General features: G+C 70.7%; 17 protein-coding genes, 1 tRNA gene and 1 pseudogene. 10 read left to right on the top strand and 9 right to left on the bottom strand.

The window, feature by feature from the left end; all coding sequences use genetic code 11:
• Nucleotides 1-11 precede the first annotated feature (11 nt).
• Complete coding sequence (locus ACIF83_RS28050; protein ID WP_393474541.1) at nt 12-1238, top strand: MFS transporter; 1227 nt, start codon at nt 12-14, stop codon at nt 1236-1238.
• On the opposite strand, the pseudogene ACIF83_RS28045 reads toward ACIF83_RS28050, so the two are convergent.
• The 3 genes and pseudogenes from ACIF83_RS28045 to ACIF83_RS28035 all read right to left on the bottom strand — a co-directional run.
• A pseudogene (locus ACIF83_RS28045) lies at nt 1213-1536 on the bottom strand (triphosphoribosyl-dephospho-CoA synthase); the annotation flags it as partial. The gene ACIF83_RS28050 and the pseudogene ACIF83_RS28045 sit on opposite strands and share 26 nt — an antisense overlap.
• 208 nt (nt 1537-1744) lie before the next feature.
• Entirely contained in the window at nt 1745-2323 is a 579-nt protein-coding gene (locus tag ACIF83_RS28040) for a GNAT family N-acetyltransferase (protein WP_399730980.1), read from the bottom strand.
• A gap of 38 nt (nt 2324-2361) precedes the next feature.
• Entirely contained in the window at nt 2362-2805 is a 444-nt protein-coding gene (locus ACIF83_RS28035; protein WP_393474547.1) for an ATP-binding protein, read from the bottom strand.
• Nucleotides 2806-3048: 243 nt separating this feature from the next.
• On the opposite strand from ACIF83_RS28035, the gene ACIF83_RS28030 reads away from it, so the two are divergent.
• From ACIF83_RS28030 to ACIF83_RS27990, 9 genes are all read left to right on the top strand, one after another.
• Nucleotides 3049-3876, top strand: a complete 828-nt coding sequence (locus ACIF83_RS28030; protein WP_399730977.1) for a hypothetical protein — start codon at nt 3049-3051, stop codon at nt 3874-3876.
• A 177-nt stretch (nt 3877-4053) separates the two neighbouring features.
• Nucleotides 4054-4797: a YcnI family protein gene (locus ACIF83_RS28025; protein WP_399730974.1), complete on the top strand. Its 744-nt coding sequence runs from the start codon at nt 4054-4056 to the stop codon at nt 4795-4797.
• 89 nt (nt 4798-4886) lie between these two features.
• Entirely contained in the window at nt 4887-5540 is a 654-nt protein-coding gene (locus tag ACIF83_RS28020; RefSeq protein WP_393474556.1) for an SCO family protein, read from the top strand.
• On the top strand, nt 5537-5998 hold the full coding sequence (locus ACIF83_RS28015) for a copper chaperone PCu(A)C (RefSeq protein ID WP_399730971.1): 462 nt from the start codon (nt 5537-5539) through the stop codon (nt 5996-5998). Before ACIF83_RS28020 ends, ACIF83_RS28015 begins: the two co-directional genes overlap by 4 nt.
• A 13-nt stretch (nt 5999-6011) precedes the next feature.
• The gene (locus ACIF83_RS28010; RefSeq protein WP_399730968.1) at nt 6012-7982 is read left to right on the top strand and encodes a copper resistance CopC/CopD family protein; all 1971 of its coding nucleotides are present in this window, start codon (nt 6012-6014) and stop codon (nt 7980-7982) included.
• 8 nt (nt 7983-7990) lie between these two features.
• A complete protein-coding gene (gene efeB / locus ACIF83_RS28005) occupies nt 7991-9274 on the top strand; it encodes an iron uptake transporter deferrochelatase/peroxidase subunit (protein ID WP_398138709.1) in 1284 nt (427 codons plus the stop codon).
• An 81-nt stretch (nt 9275-9355) separates the two neighbouring features.
• Nucleotides 9356-10288 (top strand): prephenate dehydratase, encoded by a 933-nt coding sequence (gene pheA / locus ACIF83_RS28000; RefSeq protein ID WP_393474567.1) that lies wholly within the window; start codon nt 9356-9358, stop codon nt 10286-10288.
• A gap of 529 nt (nt 10289-10817) precedes the next feature.
• Nucleotides 10818-12095 (top strand): serine--tRNA ligase, encoded by a 1278-nt coding sequence (serS, locus tag ACIF83_RS27995; RefSeq protein WP_393474570.1) that lies wholly within the window; start codon nt 10818-10820, stop codon nt 12093-12095.
• Complete coding sequence (locus ACIF83_RS27990; protein ID WP_393474573.1) at nt 12092-12895, top strand: HAD family hydrolase; 804 nt, start codon at nt 12092-12094, stop codon at nt 12893-12895. Before serS ends, ACIF83_RS27990 begins: the two co-directional genes overlap by 4 nt.
• Nucleotides 12896-12935: 40 nt before the next feature.
• Here the strand turns inward: ACIF83_RS27990 and ACIF83_RS27985 are convergent.
• The 6 genes from ACIF83_RS27985 to ACIF83_RS27960 all read right to left on the bottom strand — a co-directional run bounded on the left by ACIF83_RS27985 (nt 12936) and on the right by ACIF83_RS27960 (nt 17126).
• Nucleotides 12936-13020: transfer RNA gene (locus ACIF83_RS27985), tRNA-Ser, on the bottom strand.
• 259 nt (nt 13021-13279) lie between these two features.
• Nucleotides 13280-13522 carry a hypothetical protein gene (locus ACIF83_RS27980; RefSeq protein WP_393474576.1) on the bottom strand — a complete coding sequence of 81 codons (243 nt, stop codon included), beginning with the start codon at nt 13520-13522 and terminating at the stop codon, nt 13280-13282.
• 96 nt (nt 13523-13618) lie between these two features.
• Nucleotides 13619-14338, bottom strand: coding sequence for an ABC transporter permease subunit (locus ACIF83_RS27975; protein ID WP_386572573.1), 720 nt, complete (start codon nt 14336-14338; stop codon nt 13619-13621).
• Nucleotides 14339-14348: 10 nt separating this feature from the next.
• The gene (locus ACIF83_RS27970; protein WP_398138710.1) at nt 14349-15260 is read right to left on the bottom strand and encodes an ABC transporter ATP-binding protein; all 912 of its coding nucleotides are present in this window, start codon (nt 15258-15260) and stop codon (nt 14349-14351) included.
• The gene (locus ACIF83_RS27965) at nt 15257-16174 is read right to left on the bottom strand and encodes an ABC transporter permease (RefSeq protein ID WP_393474583.1); all 918 of its coding nucleotides are present in this window, start codon (nt 16172-16174) and stop codon (nt 15257-15259) included. The genes ACIF83_RS27970 and ACIF83_RS27965 overlap by 4 nt, the downstream gene beginning before the upstream one ends.
• Nucleotides 16164-17126, bottom strand: a complete 963-nt coding sequence (locus tag ACIF83_RS27960) for an ABC transporter ATP-binding protein (protein ID WP_393475378.1) — start codon at nt 17124-17126, stop codon at nt 16164-16166. The genes ACIF83_RS27965 and ACIF83_RS27960 overlap by 11 nt, the downstream gene beginning before the upstream one ends.
• Nucleotides 17127-17237: the final 111 nt, after the last annotated feature.

Below are 17237 nucleotides of genomic sequence, written 5' to 3'. Positions count from 1 at the left end.
GCGTCATCGGTATGACGTTCCGCCCGCAGCGCTTCCTGGCCCTCGCCCAGCTCGCCAACTCCGTCGGGGACGGCGCCTTCTACGTCACCTCGGCGCTGTACTTCACCAGGGTCGTCGGCCTCGCGCCCGCGCGCGTGGGGCTCGGGCTGACGCTCGCCTGGGCAGTCGGCTCGCTGGTCGGGGTGCCGCTCGGGCGGCTCGCGGACCGGCGTGGGGCGCGCGGGACGGCGGTGCTGCTGGCGCTGGGCACCGCGGCGGCGGTCGGGGCGTTCCTCCTGGTGCGGGGGTTCGTGCCCTTCGTCCTCGCCGCCTGTGCCTACGCCTCGGCGCAGTCGGGTCTGGCGGCGGCCCGGCAGGCGCTGCTGGCGGGGCTGGTGCCGGCCGGGGAGCGGACGGGGCTGCTGGCGCGGCTGCAGTCGACGCTGAACGGAGGGCTGGCGGTCGGCGCGGCGCTCGGCGGGCTCGCGCTGAACGCCGGTACGGCGGGGGCGTACCGGGCGGTGCTGATCCTGGACGCGGTGTGCTTCGTGATGTGCGCGCTGATCCTGCTGCGGCTGCCGGCGGTGGCGCCGGGGACGGCGACGGCAGTGGCGGGCGGGCGCCGGGAGCAACGGTTCGCCGTCCTGCGCGACCGGCCGTACGCGCTCCTCGCGCTGCTCAACGCCGTACTGCTGCTGCGTCTGCCGCTGCTGAGCCTCGCGCTGCCGCTGTGGATCACGGAGCGGACCGGGGCGCCGGCCTGGCTGGCCTCGGTGCTGTTCGTCCTCAACACCGGGGCGGTCACGCTGTTCCAGGTGCGGGCGGCCCGAGCCGTCACCGGGCCGGCCACGGCGGTACGGGTGCTGCGCCGGTCCGGGGTGGTGATGTTCGCGTCCTGCGCGGTGTTCGCGCTGTCGGCGGGCCGGTCCGCGTGGCCCGCGGCGGTGATCCTGGTGGCCGGCGCGGTGCTGCAGGTCGTCGCGGAGATGCAGCAGTCGGCGGGCTCGTGGCAGCTGTCCTTCGATCTGGCCCCGGCCGACCGGATGGGCGAGTACCAGGGCTTCTTCGGCACGGGTGTCACGGTGGCCCGCACCCTGGGGCCACTGGTGGTGACCTCGCTGCTCATGGGCTGGGGCACCCCGGGCTGGCTGCTGCTGGGCGCGCTGATGCCGGCGGCGGCCTGTGCGATGGGGCCGGCGGCCCGGTGGGCCGCCGGCCGTGCCGAGCGGGCGGTCACCGAGTCGGCGCTCGTGGGCTGACCGGCAACGCGTCCAGGAACAACGCCCTCGCGAGCAGACCCAGGACGGCGCGGGCACCCGCCTGCACCTGCCGCAGGCCGATCGGGCCCGCGGTGTGCAGCAGTTCGGTGTCCTGCAGGGTGGACATCACGGTGAGCAGGGCGTCCAGCCGGGCCCGCACCTCGTCGGCACCGCCCGCCCGCGCCGCGCCCAACGCGTCCAACGCCCGCCGCACATGCGGAAACCCGGCCCGTGCCTCACCTCGCGCGCCCGCGGCCCCGAACTTGACGGAGACGGCAGAGCCCCTGGTTAACCGGCGACTGCGAGGCCACCCGCCGCCACCGTGCCGCCGGTGACCGCGAGGGCCCGGCGCCGGGTGATCGAGGTGTTTCTGTGTTTTCCCGTCATGGCCGAGGAAGTTAGGAACGCCGCTTGTCAGTCCGATGGGCATGACCTGGGAAAGCACTGTGAAAGATGGGAAGTTCGAGAAGAAGGCCGAAAACGCACTCTTGGGCGAGAACGCACCCTTACGGGACCGGGGCGTGGTCGTGCAGCACGCGTTGGAAGAGCCGGCAGTCCCGCCATTCCCCGTTGATGTGCAGGTAATCGGGCGCAAGTCCGATCACCTCGAATCCGCATTTCGCCAGAACCCGCTGCGAACCGGTGTTATCGGTCAGCGTGGACGCCTCGATACGGTGCAGCCCGACCGTGTCCCGGGCGATACGGCAGACCTGCTCCACCGCGGAACTGGCCAGCCCCTTGTTCTGCTGGTCGGCGGCCACCCAGTACCCGAGATAGGAACTGCAGAAAGGGCCGTGCGAAATACCGGACAAGGTGATCGCCCCGACGATCCGGCCGTCCGGAGCCTCGAACACCCACGGCACCAAGGCGCCCTCGGCGAACTGTCGCAGCAGCCCGTCGATGCGCTCCGCCTGACCCTCGGCGGTGAAGAAGGATTCCGGTCTGACCGGTTCCCACGGTTCCAGGTGTTTACGGTTCTCCGTATAGGCGGAGGCGAGAGCGAAAGCGTCGGCCGCGGCGAGCGGACGCAGGATCACTCCGCCCGCTATTTTCTCGTGCTGCAATTCCATGTGTCTGCCATGCATGCGCGCACCATAGCGGCGCGGACTCCTGAGAGGGACCGTCATGCCGTAAGCAGGGAAGGATCTTTCTTCCACTTGAGCATCTTGTCGAAGCTCACCACCGTCCCGCCCCGGCCCGGCTTGGCGCCGATGTGCACGTGATCGGCGAGTTCCCGGATGAGGCAGAGCCCGCGGCCGTGCTCGGCGTCCGCGCGGGCTGGTCTGATGTCGTGGGTGCGGGTGAACCCGGGCCCGGAGTCGGCCACCTCGATCCGGCACTTCTCGCCGTCGAGGTAGGCGGTCACCCGGTAGGCCTCCGAGGAGCCGTCGCGCGAGCCTCCGCCGTGCTCGACCGCGTTGGCGCAGGCCTCGCTGAGGGCGACGGACAGGTCGTAGGAGACATCCGGGTCGACGCCCGCCGTCTCCATCGTGCCGATCAGCAGCCGCCGGGCGAGCGGGACGCTCGCAGCCTCGCGCCGCAGATGGAGTGACCACCAGATGCTCATGCTCCAGCCTCCTGGCCGCGGCTCGACATACCGTTACCTATTGCCGCCCGTGCACGGCTGTAAGCACTCCGTTGACGTGACTCCGCCCATACGGTCGATGCGTCCCGGGAGGAATCGGTGTATGAGGGCAGGTCCCCGGGCGGAGGATGATCTTCCATTCTTTCTGGTGATCTTTTTCGCCGGGGCCGGATCCCGTGCCCTGCCGTAGGAACCGGGTAAGGCCAGTGCGATGATGAGGCCGCCATGACTGCCCCCCACCCGCGCACGGCGCGCCCCGGAGCCGGGCTCCGGTTCCTGCGGGCCGCGGTGTTCGCCGCGGTCTGCGTCGCGCTGGCCGCGGCCGGGCACACACTGGCCTCCTGCGCGCGCGTGCCGCTGTGGACGCTCGGCGCGGGATTCCTGGGCTCTCTACTGCTGGTGGCACCGCTCGCCGGACGGCAGCGCTCGCTGCCCGGCATCGCCGCGCTCCTCGCGCTCGGCCAGACCGTGCTGCACACGCTGTTCGGGCTGGGCCAGCACGGGGCGACCGGCGCGATGCCGATGAGCTCGACGGATGTGTCGCTGAGCAGCGGCGCACTCGTCGAACGGGCCGCCCGGCTGGTGTGCGGGTCCAGCCCCTCGGCGCTCACCCCCGGACACGCCTACCGGCTCCTGCTCAACGCGCACCTCATCGACCCCTCCGGCCGGGCCGTGGGCGCCACGCCGGCCGCGCACCACATGGCCGACGCCACCGGTTCCTCGGCGTCGCTGCTGCCCTCCCTGCCGATGCTGCTCGGCCACGTCCTCGCGGCCCTCGCCGCCGGATGGCTGCTGCGCCGCGGCGACCTGGCCGTGCTGCGGCTGATCGAGCTGTCGGCGCACGGAGTCGCAGAGGGGGCGCTCGTACGATCCCTGCGTGGGGCGCTCGCGCTGGCGCACGCCCTGTGCGCCGGGCTGCTGCCCGCGGCCGAGCCCGGCCCGCCGGGCCGTCGTACCGACCGGGACGAGGAACCCGCCCCGCACACCACCGCACTCCAGCACACGGTGATCCGGCGCGGCCCGCCCGCCGCCGCGTTCCTCCTCGCCGCCTGACACGACGCGACCATCACTCCACCGGAGCCGGAGACGGAGAACCGGACAGGAGGGGCCGCCGTCGTGCGGCACGCGCGCGTGCGCACATCGGACACGTGGCACCACGAGTGGTGCCGCCACACGCACGCGTACTCCTGATCACCACCGGAACTCACTCGGAGTGGAGTGCTCCCCGCCATGAAGGCTTCTCGTATCGCCGCCGCCGCTGCCGTCGCGGGCACGGCCGTTCTCACGCTGTCCGCCCCCGCCTTCGCGCACGTCAGCGTGCAGCCCGAAGGCACCGCGGCCAAGGGCGGCTACGCGGTCGTCGACTTCAAGGTCCCCAACGAGCGGGACGACTCCTCGACCACCGAGGTCGAGGTGACCTTCCCCGCCGACCACCCGCTGGCCTCCGTCATGCCCGAGCCCCTCGCCGGCTGGAAAGTCAAGGTCACCAAGTCCAAGCTCGACAAGCCGCTGACCCTGCACGGCGAGAAGATCGACGAGGCCGTCACCAAGGTCACCTGGACCGCCGACGGCAAGGGCATCGAGCCCGGCTACTTCCAGAAGTTCCCGCTCTCCGTCGGCGCCCTGCCCGAGGACACCGACCAGCTCGTGTTCAAGGCGATCCAGACGTACTCCGACAAGGAGGTCGTGCGCTGGATCGAGGTGCCGCAGGAGGGCCAGGCCGAGCCGGAGAACCCGGCCCCGGTGCTGGAGCTGTCCGCAGCCACCGGCGACCACCACGGCGCCTCGACCGCCGAGGACGCCTCCGACAAGTCCGAGGGCAAGGCCGGCGGCAAGAACGAGACGACGGCCGCCGACGAGGACGCGAAGGGCGGCAGCGACACCACCGCGCGTGTGCTCGGCGTGGTCGGCATCGTCATCGGTGTCGCGGGCGTGGCCTACGGCGTCCTCGCCGGCCGCCGCCGGACCGCCTGATCCACCGTTCCGCATGCGCACCGGGGTCGTGCGAGGCTGTCGTACGACCCCGGTGCGCACCGGAGTTCTCACATCTGGGACATTTTTCTATGCGCAAGAAGACCTTCGCCGCGGCCGCGCTGCTCGCCGCCGCCACCCTGACCCTCTCCGCCTGCGGCAGCGGTGACGACGGAAAGTCGCCCGTCGCCGTGGTCTCCGAGGAGACCGACTCGGGCAAGGCCGCGACCGTCCTCGACCAGCCGTTCGAGAAGCCCGACCTGGTCCTCACCGACACGCACGGCAAGAAGTACGACCTGCGCGCCGAGACCAAGGGCCACCCGACCCTGGTCTACTTCGGCTACACACACTGCCCCGACATCTGCCCGACGACGATGAGCAACATCGCAGTGGCCAAGAAGGCGCTGCCCAAGGCCGCGCAGAACGACCTCAGGGTCGTCTTCGTCACCACCGACCCCGACCGCGACACCCCCGCCGAACTGGGCAAGTGGCTCAAGGGCATCGACACCCAGTTCATCGGCCTGACCGGCGACTTCTCCACCATCCAGGCCGGCGCCCGCTCTCTCGGCATCTCCATCGAGCCGACGACGAAGGACAAGAACGGCAAGGTCGTCTCGGTGCACGGCACCCAGGTCATCGCGTTCTCGCCGAAGACCGACGGGGGCTACGTCCTCTACGGCGAGGACGCCACAGTCGACGACTACACCAAGGACCTGCCGAAGCTCGTCGAGGGAGCCAAGCCGTGAGGCGTGCCGTCCTGACCGCAGTCGCGCTGGCGGGCGCCCTCGCACTGGCCGGCTGCGGCACCGGCTCCGACTCCGGCTCTTCCAGGGCCGAGCTGTCGGTGAGTTCGTCCTACATGCCCCAGCCGGTCTCCGCCGACATGGCCGCCGGGTTCCTGACGATCACCAACCAGGGCGGTGCGAAGGACGAGCTGACCTCGGTCACCAGCGACGTCGCCGACCAGGTCACCATGCACAGCACCGTCGGCGGGGCCATGGAGGAGAAGACCTCCTTCGCCGTCCCGGCGCATGGTCAACTCGTGTTCAAGAGCGGTGGCAACCATCTGATGTTCGAGAAGCTGAAGCACAGGCCGGAGCAGGGGCAGAAGGTCACCCTGAAGCTCACCTTCGCCAAGTCCGGGCCCCTCACCGTCGAGATGCCGGTGGAGTCCGCCACGTACAACCCGTCGACCGGCCACTGAGGGAGGGACCACCTTGACGCGGACCATCACCCCCCGCCTGCGGACCCTGGTGCTGCTGCTTCTCGCCGTCGCCGGCGCGCTGCTCGCGGGCGCCGGACCGGCATCCGCGCATGCCGCACTGACCGGCAGCGACCCCGCTCAGGGGGTGGTGGTCGACAAGGCGCCCACCCAGGTGTCGCTCACCTTCTCCGAGAAGGTGGCGATGAACGACGACTCGCTGCAGGTCCTCGACCCCAAGGGCAAGAAGGTCGAGGTCGGCTCGCCCGCCAACCTGAGCGGGACGACGTACGCGGTGAAGCTGAAGAGCGGCCTGGCCAAGGGCACCTACACGGTCGCCTACCAGGTCGTCTCGGCGGACAGCCACCCCGTCTCCGGCGCCTTCACCTTCTCCATCGGGGCGCCCTCGCAGACCGTCGTCTCCGGAGTGGGGACCGCGGCGGGCGACACGGTCGTCGGCTGGCTCTACGCGTTCGGGCGGTACGTCTCGTACGCCGGCTTCATCGTGCTGGCGGGCGGCGCCGCCTTCGTGCTGGCCTGCTGGCAGCGCGGCTCGGGCGTACGGGCCCTGCAGCGGCTCGTGGGCGGCGGCTGGCTCGCGCTCACCGCGGCCACCCTGTGGCTGCTGCTCCTGCGCGGCTCCTACACCTCCTCCGGGAAGTTCGGGGACGTCTTCGATCTCGACCTGCTAGGCCAGGTGCTGCAGACCAAGACCGGCGCCGCGCTGGTCTCCCGGCTGCTTCTGCTCGCCGCCGCCGCACTGTTCATCGCCGTCCTCTTCGGCGCCTACAACCGGCGGGAGGAGGGCGAGGAGAAGCGTGACCTGACCTTCGGGCTCGCCATCGGCGGAGTGGTCGTGGCAGCCGGGCTCGCCGCGAGCTGGGCCATGGCCGAGCACGCCTCCACCGGGCTCCAGCCGGGCATCGCCATGCCCGTCGACGTCCTCCACCTGCTGGCCGTCGCCGCCTGGCTGGGCGGTCTGACTGCCCTGCTCGTCGCCCTGTACCGGGCACCCGCGGACACGCCGCTCGAGGCGGCCGCCGTCCACCGGTTCTCCCGCCTCGCGTTCGGCTCCGTCCTCGCCCTGGTCGCCACCGGCACCTACCAGTCCTGGCGCCAGCTCGGCTCCTGGTCCGCGTTCACCGAGACCCGGTACGGGCAGCTGCTGCTGGTCAAGATCGGGCTGGTGGCACTGCTGGTGGGCATCGCATGGATCTCGCGGCGCTGGACGGGACGCCTGGCGGACACCACGGACACGGTCACCGCCGCCAAGAAGGCGAAGCAGCCCGAGAAGGAACGCGCCAAGGAGCGTGAGAAGGAGCACGTCTCCGCGTCGAAGGCCGCCGGCAAGGGCAGCGGGAAGAACACCGGCAAGGGTGCCGTCTCCGGTGACGACAAGCGCGCCGCCCAGCTCGCCCGGCAGCGGGCCGCGGTGGACACCGCCCGGCAGAAGCGGCTGCGGGACGCCGACGCGAACCGCTTCGGTCTGCGCCGCTCGGTGCTCGCCGAGGCGGGCGTCGCGGTCGTGCTGCTCGCCGTCACCACCTGGCTCACCCAGACCGAGCCGGGCCGCACCGAGCTGGAGGCCAAGGCGGCCACGTCGTCCTCCTCGTCGTCCTCCTCGTCCTCCTCGTCGAGTTCCTCCGGCACGCTGACCCTGGACATGCCCTTCGACACCGGCGGCACCGACGGCAAGGGCCTCGTGCGGGTCGACCTCGACCCCGCGCGCGTGGGCGGCAACGAGATGCACGTCTACGTCCAGCGGCCCAACGGGCGCGCCTTCGACATCCCCGAGGTGAAGGTCGCCTTCACCCTCACGGCGAAGAAGATCGGGCCGCTTCCGGTGACCCCCGACCACATCACCACCGGCCACTGGTCGGCGAGCAGCGTGCAGATCCCCATGGCGGGCGACTGGAAGATCGCCGTGACCGTGCGGACCTCCGACATCGACCAGGTGACCGTCTCCAAGAACGCGCAGATCGGCTGAACCCCACCATGCCCGACCAGTCCCTTCCCCAGGCCCGTACGCCCGAGTCCGCGGTGCGGGAGCCCGCGGCCGACGGCAGCCGCGGCATCTCCCGGCGCGCGCTGATCGGCACCGCCGGGGCCACCGGGCTCGTGCTCGGCGCGGCCGGCGGAGCCGTGGGCTACGCGACCGCGCCCGCCCAGGCCACCCCGCTGACCTCGGTGGGCTCCGACCGGGCGATGTTTCACGGGAAACATCAGCCCGGCATCACCGAGGGACTGCAGGCCCGCGGCCACCTCGTCGCCTTCGACCTGGCGGCGGGCGCGGGCCGCAAGGAGGCGGCGGCCCTGCTGCGCCGCTGGTCGGTGACGGCCGAGCGGCTCATGGCGGGCGAGGCGGCGCCGCACGACGACACCGATGTGGCGCGGGACGCGGGCCCGTCCGCGCTGACGATCACCTTCGGCTTCGGTCACAGCTTCTTCGGCAGGACCGGTCTGGAGAAGCAGCGGCCGAGCGCCCTCGACCCGCTGCCCGACTTCTCCTCCGACCACCTCGACAAGGGACGCAGCGACGGCGACCTGTGGGTGCAGATCGGCGCCGACGACGCCCTGGTCGCCTTTCACGCGCTGCGCGCGATCCAGAAGGACGCCGGCGGCGCGGCCCGGGTCCGCTGGCAGATGAACGGCTTCAACCGCACCCCCGGCGCCACCGCCCACCCCATGACGGCCCGCAACCTCATGGGCCAGCTCGACGGCACCCGCAACCCCAAGCCGGCCGACGCCGACTTCGACAAGCGGATCTTCGTGCCCGCCTCGGGCGAGCCCGCGTGGATGGCGAACGGCTCCTACGCCGTCGTACGCCGTATCCGCATGCTCCTCGACGACTGGGAGAAGCTGTCGCTCACGGCCCAGGAGGCGGTCATCGGGCGCCGGAAGGCCGACGGGGCGCCGCTGTCCGGCGGCGGTGAGACGACCCCGATGGACCTGGAGAAGGCGGACGCCAAGGGCGAGTACGTCGTCCCGGTCAACGCCCACGCCCGGATCACCCGGCCCGACCGGAACGGCGGCGCGGCCATGCTGCGGCGCCCGTTCTCCTACCACGACGGCATCGACACGGACGGGACGCCGGACGCCGGGCTGCTGTTCGTCTGCTGGCAAGCGGACCCGCTGCGCGGCTTCGTACCGGTGCAGCGCAAGCTCGACCGGGGGGACGCGCTGTCGAAGTACATCCGGCACGAGTCGAGCGGCCTGTTCGCGGTGCCCGGCGGTGCGGCCGAGGGAGAGTACGTGGGACAGCGACTGCTGGAGGGGTGATTCCGGGTTTCAAACCACCCGGTCGAGTGGCGTCCGTGAGATGCGAGGGCCGCGTTCGCCGGCGCCCATTAGGGTGAGGACATGCCAGCGAGCTATGCGTATCTCGGTCCCGAAGGCACCTTCACCGAAGTCGCCCTGCGCACGCTTCCGGAGGCGGCCACCCGCGAGCTGATCCCGTACGTGTCGGTGCAGTCCGCGCTGGACGCGGTGCGGGCCGGCGAGGCCGAGGCCGCGTTCGTGCCGATCGAGAACTCCGTCGAGGGCGGCATCACCACCACCCTGGACGAGCTGGTCGCGGGCGAGCCGCTGATGATCTACCGCGAGGTGCTGCTGTCGATCACCTTCGCGCTGCTGGTCCGCCCGGGCACCGCACTGTCCGACATCAAGACGGTCTCCGCGCATCCGGCCGCCCAGCCGCAGGTTCGCAACTGGCTCAAGAAGAACCTCCCGGACGTGCACTGGGAGTCGGCCGCCTCGAACGCGGACGCCGCACGGCTGGTCCAGGAGGGCCAGTACGACGCCGCGTTCGCGGGCGAGTTCGCCGCCGCCCGGTACGGCCTCGAGGCCCTGGAGACCGGGATCCATGACGCGGAGAACGCGCAGACCCGGTTCGTGCTGGTCGGCCGCCCGGCCCGGCCCGCCGCGCCGACCGGTGCCGACAAGACCTCGGTGGTGCTGTGGCAGCGGGACGACCACCCCGGCGCCCTGCGCGACCTGCTCGGCGAGTTCGCCACCCGCGGCATCAACCTCATGCTGCTGCAGTCCCGGCCGACCGGCGCCGGCATCGGCAACTACTGCTTCTGCATCGACGCCGAGGGCCATATCTCCGACCGGCGGGTGGCCGAGGCGCTGATGGGTCTGAAGCGGATCTGTCTGCAGGTTCGTTTCCTCGGTTCCTATCCGCGTGCGGACATCAAGCCCGGCGAGGCCCGGGCCACCCTGCCGGGGACCTCGGACGAGGAGTTCGTGGCGGCCGCGGACTGGGTCGCGCGCTGCCAGGACGGCCGGTTCTAGCCAGTCGTACCTGCATATCTTCGTTATCCACAGAAGTTATCCACAGGTCCGCTTCTCGACCTGGGGACAAGTCGACAAGGCAGTGCCACCTGGTCGACAAATCGCCCTGGAAGTCCCAGATGCGGCCACCGTCCGGCAGGTCACCCTTCGTCCACTCGTTTCCTTTGGTTCATCTTTTGGAGCGACCTCTTTCCACCCGAAAGTGGGTGTCACCCCTGTTTGAACCGGGAATTCTTCAGTCCGGCCGGAACTTCCGGAGTGATCAATTCCGAAGTCCACAGACTTTCCGCACAGCCTGTGGATAACTCTTCCGGGCGCCTGGATTCCTGTGGACAACCGGCCCGCCAAGTCCCGCTCTCCACAAGGGAATCCGGTCAACCAGGGGTCGGCCGACTGCCTCGTTCCAGGGAATGAGACGGTCTTTATTGACACGCTGGACACTCTGCGCAATTGACCCATAACGGCACGTAAGTCGCGAGTCGCAATAGTGGGTCGTGGCCTGGGAGCTCGCACCGGTAGCCTTGGCCTCGTGATTGACCTTCGCCTGCTTCGTGAGGACCCCGACCGTGTGCGCGCGTCCCAGCGCGCCCGTGGAGAGGACGTCGCGCTCGTCGACTCCCTCCTGTCTGCCGACGAGCGGCGCAGGTCCTCCGGCGTCCGCTTCGACGAGCTGCGCGCCGAGCAGAAGCAGCTCGGCAAGCTGATCCCCAAGGCCGGCCCGGACGAGAAGGCCGAGCTGCTGGCGCGTGCCGAGCAGCTGAAGGCCGACGTCAGGGCCGCCGACGCCGAGCGTGACGCCGCCGACGCCGAGACCCAGCAGCTGCTGCTCCGGCTCGGCAACCTCGTCCACCCCGACGTGCCCGTCGGCGGCGAGGAGGACTTCGTCACGCTGGAGACGCACGGCACGATCCGCGACTTCGGCGCCGAGGGCTTCGAGCCCAAGGACCACCTGGAGCTGGGCCAGCTCCTCGGCGCGATCGACGTCGAGCGCGGCGCCAAGGTCTCCGGCTCCCGCTTCTACTTCCTCACCGGTGTCGGCGCCCTGTTGGAGCTGGCCCTGGTGAACGCGGCGATCGCGCAGGCCACCGAGGCCGGCTTCACGCCGATGCTCACCCCGGCGCTGGTGCGCCCGCAGTCCATGGCCGGCACCGGCTTCCTCGGCCAGGCGGCCCAGGACGTCTACCACCTCGACAAGGACGACCTGTACCTGGTCGGCACCTCCGAGGTCCCGCTGGCGGCGTACCACATGGACGAGATCATCGACGCCGACCGGCTGCCGCTGCGCTACGCGGGCTTCTCCCCGTGCTTCCGCCGCGAGGCCGGCTCGCACGGCAAGGACACGCGAGGCATCTTCCGCGTGCACCAGTTCGACAAGGTCGAGATGTTCACGTACGTCGCTCCCGAGGACTCGCAGCAGGAGCACAAGCGCCTGCTGGAGTGGGAGAAGCAGTGGCTGACCTCGCTGGAGCTGCCGTTCCGCGTCATCGATGTCGCGTCCGCCGACCTCGGCGCCTCGGCCTCCCGTAAGTACGACTGCGAGGCGTGGATCCCGACCCAGGGCAAGTACCGCGAGCTGACCTCGACCTCGGACTGCACCGAGTTCCAGTCCCGCCGGCTGCAGATCCGCGTCCGTGACGGCAAGCAGGTCAAGCCGCTGGCCACGCTCAACGGCACGCTGTGCGCCGTACCGCGCACGATCGTGGCGATCCTGGAGAACCACCAGCAGGCCGACGGCTCCGTGTACGTGCCCAAGGTGCTGCGTCCGTACCTCGGCGGCCGGGAGGTCCTGGAGCCGGTCGCCAAGTGAGCGCCGGATTCCCGTTCCGACTCATCGCCACCGACCTCGACGGAACGCTCCTGCGCTCCGACGAGTCGGTCTCGCAGCGCACCCGTGAGGCGCTCGCCGCGGCCACCGCGGCGGGCGCGGCGCACATCGTCGTCACCGGCCGCGGGGTCCCCTGGACCCGGCACATCCTCGACGACCTCGGCTACGACGGCCTCGCCGTCTGCGGCCAGGGCGCGCAGGTGTACGACGCCGGGGCACACCGCCTGCTGACGTCCGTGACCCTGGACCGGCAGCTGGCAGGCGTGGCCCTGGCGAAGATCGAGGCCGAGGTGGGTCCGCTGTACCTGGCGGCGAGCCGGGACGGCCTGGACGGCGAGGTGCTGGTGGGGCCGGGTTACGCGGTCAAGGGCACCCTTCCCGCCACCCCCTTCACGGACGCGTCCGACCTCTGGACCGCCCCGCTGAACAAGATCTACATACAGCATCCGACACTGGGCGACGACGAGCTGGTGGAGGCGGCCCGCCGGGCGGCCGGCGGGTTCGTCACGGTCGCCATGGCGGGCGAGGGCATCGTGGAGCTGCTGCCCCTCGGCCTGTCCAAGGCCACGGGCCTGTCCCTGGCGGCCCGCCGCCTGGGTCTGAAGGCCGCCGACACGATCGCCTTCGGCGACATGCCCAACGACGTCCCGATGTTCGCCTGGGCGTCCCGCGGGGTGGCGATGGCCAACGCCCACGAGGAGCTCAGGACAGTGGCGGACGAGGTCACGACCTCCAACGAGGAGGACGGGATCGCGATGGTGCTGGAGCGGTTGCTGGGCTGAGCGTTCGGTCTCTTCTGCGCCGAGCTTTCAGCTTCTTCTGCGGAGGATGCACGGATCGAACGTGCGCGGGGTTGCCCCCGACCACGGCTTAGCAAGCCGGTGCCTTACCACTCGGCCAATCCTCCGGGTGGGCGGCCCACGCGAGAGACACTTCGCGTGCTCGAAGCGGCCGCCCCGGGCAGCTCCCATGAGCTCTACGGAGCGGTAGGGATCACTCCGGAGCCCGGCTCAGGCTGCCCTGTGGGGAGCTGGACGTACTGCCGTGCATGGACATCGCCCAACTCCTCTCCCAGAACGCGGCGCCGGGACACTCCCGGCGGATGGGGCACAACCACTGTGCCCCGCCACCGAGTCGGGCGCCACCGAATTAACCGGGGGCCGCCACTAGCGGCGGCGCCACCTGCGCCGACGCGCCTTGCTGAAGAACCAGCCCGCCGGCGGGTCGTCGGACCGCCACGGCTGCGGCTCCGGCTCCTCGGCGCGCCAGCGGGCTGCGAGCATCCGGGCCCGGGCGGACGGCTCGGAGGTCTCGGCGGCCCGCACGAAGTCCTCGTCCAGGACCAGCTCGTCCCAGACGTCGCCGCCGGTCCGCCCTCGTCCCTCGTACTGCGGGATCTCCTCTGCCATCTCCGGCCTCCCAGCCGTGCACCGCCTGCCAGCCGTACATCCGCTCTGCCCAGTGTGCCCGGACCGAGGTGAAGCCCCCGTCAAGGCCGTGACCTGTCACTCCTCGCCGGCGAGCGTCAGCGACCGCAGTTTCTGGCCCGCGTACCAGGTGGCGAGCACGGTGACCACGACCAGCAGGACCGTCGCCGTGGGCAGTCCGACGTCCGAGGTCACCAGGTCCCCGCCGGCCACCTTGTGGGCGACGGCGAGCGACCACTGCTGGACGCTCAGGGTGCGGGCGCCGGACACCAGGGAGCCGAACAGGGCCTCCCAGACGAGGGCGTAGACGAGGCCGAACACCACCGCGTGCCGGGACACCGTACCGAGCAGCAGGAACATCGCCGCGTAGGCGATCGACGCGACCAGTGCGGCCACCGTGTAGGCGACGGCGATCTGCTGACCGTTGCCGTTGAGGATGAAGCCCGCGACGAGCGTCGGCAGGGCCGAGAACACCATCGTCACGGCGATCGCCACGATCAGCTTGGTGAAGATGATCGTCGGGCGCTTCACCGGCTTGGCCAGCAGGTAGACGACGGAGCCGTCGTCGATCTCCGGGCCGATCGCGCCCGTGCCCGCGATGACGCCGATGATCGGCACCATCGTGGCGAGCGCCAGCCCGCCCAGCAGGTCGGCGGCCGTCTGGTCGTCGGCGCCCGCGAGGCCGCGGACGACGACGGAGATCGCGATCAGCAGGAGCGGCAGGGCGCCCAGGATGAGGGCCCGGCGACGGCCGAGCAGGGCCCGATAAGTGAGCCGGGCGACTGTGGGGTCGTACATCTTCGGCCTCCTACGCCGCGACCAGGTACGAGAAGACGGACTCGAGGGACTCGTCGGACGGCGAGACCGTGAGCAGCCGGATGCCGTGATCGCGGGCGACCTTGGGCAGCAGGGTGGTGAAGCGGCCGAAGTCGACGGCCTGGATGCGCAGGGCGCCCTCGGCGTGGTCGACCTCGATGCCGGACGTCGACGGGTCGGCGATCAGCGCGGCCGCGAGTGCGCGGTCGTCGCTGGAGCGCACCAGGTAGCGGTGCGGGCGGTCGGTCATCAGGCGGCGGATCTTGCGGAAGTCGCCGCTGGCCGCGTGCCGCCCGGCGACGACGACCTCGATGTGCCAGGCGAGCTGCTCGACCTCTTCGAGGATGTGGGACGAGAACAGCACTGTGCGGCCCTCGTCGCCCATGCGCCGCAGCAACTCCATGAGCTGCATGCGCTGGCGCGGGTCCATGCCGTTGAAGGGCTCGTCCAGCAGGAGCAGCGACGGGTCGTGCACCAGGGCGCTCGCCATCTTCACGCGCTGGCGCATGCCCTTGGAGTACGTCGAGATCTTGCGGTCCTGCGCGTACTCCATCTCGACGGTGGCCAGCGCCCGTTGGGCAGCCTTGGCGCCCAGGCCGTGCAACTCGGCGTTGGCGACGACGAATTCGCGGCCGGTGAGGAAGTCGTACATCGCCTCGCGCTCGGGGACGATGCCGATGTGCTTGTAGATGGCCTCGTTGCGCCACACCTGCCGGCCGTCGAGGGTGACGGTGCCGGTGGAGGGGGCCAGGAAGCCGCCCATCATGTTGATGAGGGTGGACTTTCCGGCGCCGTTCGGACCGAGCAGGCCGGTGACGCCGGGGCCGATGGTCATGGTGATGTCGTTGACGGCGACCACGTTGCCGAACCAGCGGGAGACGTGGTCGATGGACAGTGTGGTCACAGTCCCACCTTCCGGTAGCGGCGCACGAGGAGGCCGTAGCTGGCGGCGATGAGGCCAAGGGCGACGAGGACGTAGACCACGCCCTCCCCGTCGGTGGGGCCGACCGCTCCGGGGAACGACGAGCTCGCGCCGAGGAACGCGGACTGCACTCCGTCGATGAGCGTGACGGGCGAGAAGAGGCCGATCCAGGGGATGGCACCCGTGCTGTTCTGCGCCTCGGCGATGGCCTGGAGCGTGGAGACCGCGCCGTAGGAGATCGTCATGACGGCGATGACGGCCGCGATGCCGAAGCCGCGCCGCGGGGTCACCGAGGCGATGACCAGACCGATGCCGGCGAAGAGCAACGAGAGCAGTGCCACGGAGACGATTCCCTGTGCGAATCCCTTGGTCTGGTCGGCGAAGTCGAGCTTGGCCAGCAGCGCGCCGATGTAGAGCACGAGCAGCGGGGCCGCGGTGAGGACGAACAGCGCCGAGGCCAGCGCCGCGTACTTCGCGCGCACGTAGTCCGCGGTCTCGATCGGCCGCGAGAAGTACAGCGGCACGGTCTTGAAGCGCAGGTCGCGCGAGACCGACTGGGGCGCCTGCGAGGCGACGTACAGGCTGATGACGGCCTGCATGAGGATCGCGTAGCGCGTGTAGTCGACGGGCAGGTCCTTCGCCTTCGTGGCGACCGCGACGGCGACCATGATGGCCGCGGGCACGCACATCACCACGAACAGCAGCATCGGCAGCACCTTGGACTTGACCGAGCGGCCGAGGCCGTACGCGCCGCGCAGGGACTGCGAGTAGAGCGAGCGGGTGGCGTAGGAGCGGCCGAGGCGGGGGCCGTCGTAGTTGCGGTAGCCGATGTTGTGGATCCGGGTCTGGTCACCCGACGGTGCGACGGGTGTCGGCATGGGCTGTTCAACTGCCATGGACGGCCGCCTCCTTCCGCTGCTCTTCCTCGCTCGTGAAGACCTCCGAGATGTGGTGCCGGCGCTGCTCCATGCGCACCAGCCCGAGGCCCAGCTCGGCGACGGTGTCGCGCACCAGGTCGTACGTCTCCTCGCCCTGCGCGGTGAGCAGCAGGATGTGCCCGGCGCCGGGGAGGCCGCTGCTGTCGTCGGTGTCCACCCCGAGCGCGTGGAGCGCCTCGCGGACCGCGCGGGTGCCGTCGGGGTGTTCGTCGCTGTCGGTGACCTCGATCGCGAGGGTCGTCGTGGTCTGGGTGAAGTCCGTGGTGGAGCTGGAACGCAGCAGCTTGCCGCCGTCGACGACGACGACGTGGTCGCAGGTGCGCTCGAGTTCGCCCAGCAGGTGGGAGGTGACCAGGACCGAGATGCCGAAGTCGGTGTGGATGCGGCGGATCAGGCCGAGCATCTCGTCGCGGCCGACCGGGTCGAGGCCGTTGGTCGGCTCGTCCAGGAAGACCATCTGCGGGTCGTGCACCAGGGCCTGGGCGAGCTTCACGCGCTGCTTCATGCCGGTGGAGTAGCCGCCGATGGGGCGGTAGCGCTCCTCGTACAGACCGACATGGCGCAGGGTGTCCGCGGTGCGCTCGCGTGCCGCGGTGGGCGGCAGGCCGGACATGCGGGCCATGTGGACGACGAACTCGGTGGCCGAGACGTCGGGCGGCAGGCAGTCGTGCTCCGGCATGTAGCCCACGCGTTCGCGGATGGCGGCGCCCTTGGTGGCCACGTCGAGGCCGAGCACCTCGGCGCGGCCCTCCGTGGCGGGGGACAGACCCAGCAGGATCTTGATCAGGGTGGACTTGCCGGCGCCGTTGGCTCCGACGAGTCCGGTCACACCGGGTCCGATGTCCACGGACAGCCGGTCGAGCGCGGTCACCCGGGGGAACCGCTTGCTCAGGCTTTCGGTCGCGATCACAGTCACGTCATCGAAGGTAGTGATCCGGACCACGCCGGTCGTCAGACCTCAGAGCCGTCTTCGCGTCAGACTCGAGTATTACGGACCCCTGAGGGATCCCCTGCCAGAGAC

The sequence above is a fragment of the Streptomyces sp. NPDC085866 genome (assembly GCF_044541035.1).
GTDB lineage: Bacteria > Actinomycetota > Actinomycetes > Streptomycetales > Streptomycetaceae > Streptomyces.
The sequence above is the reverse complement of the archived record's forward strand: the minus strand, read 5'-3'. Positions and strand labels throughout refer to the sequence as shown.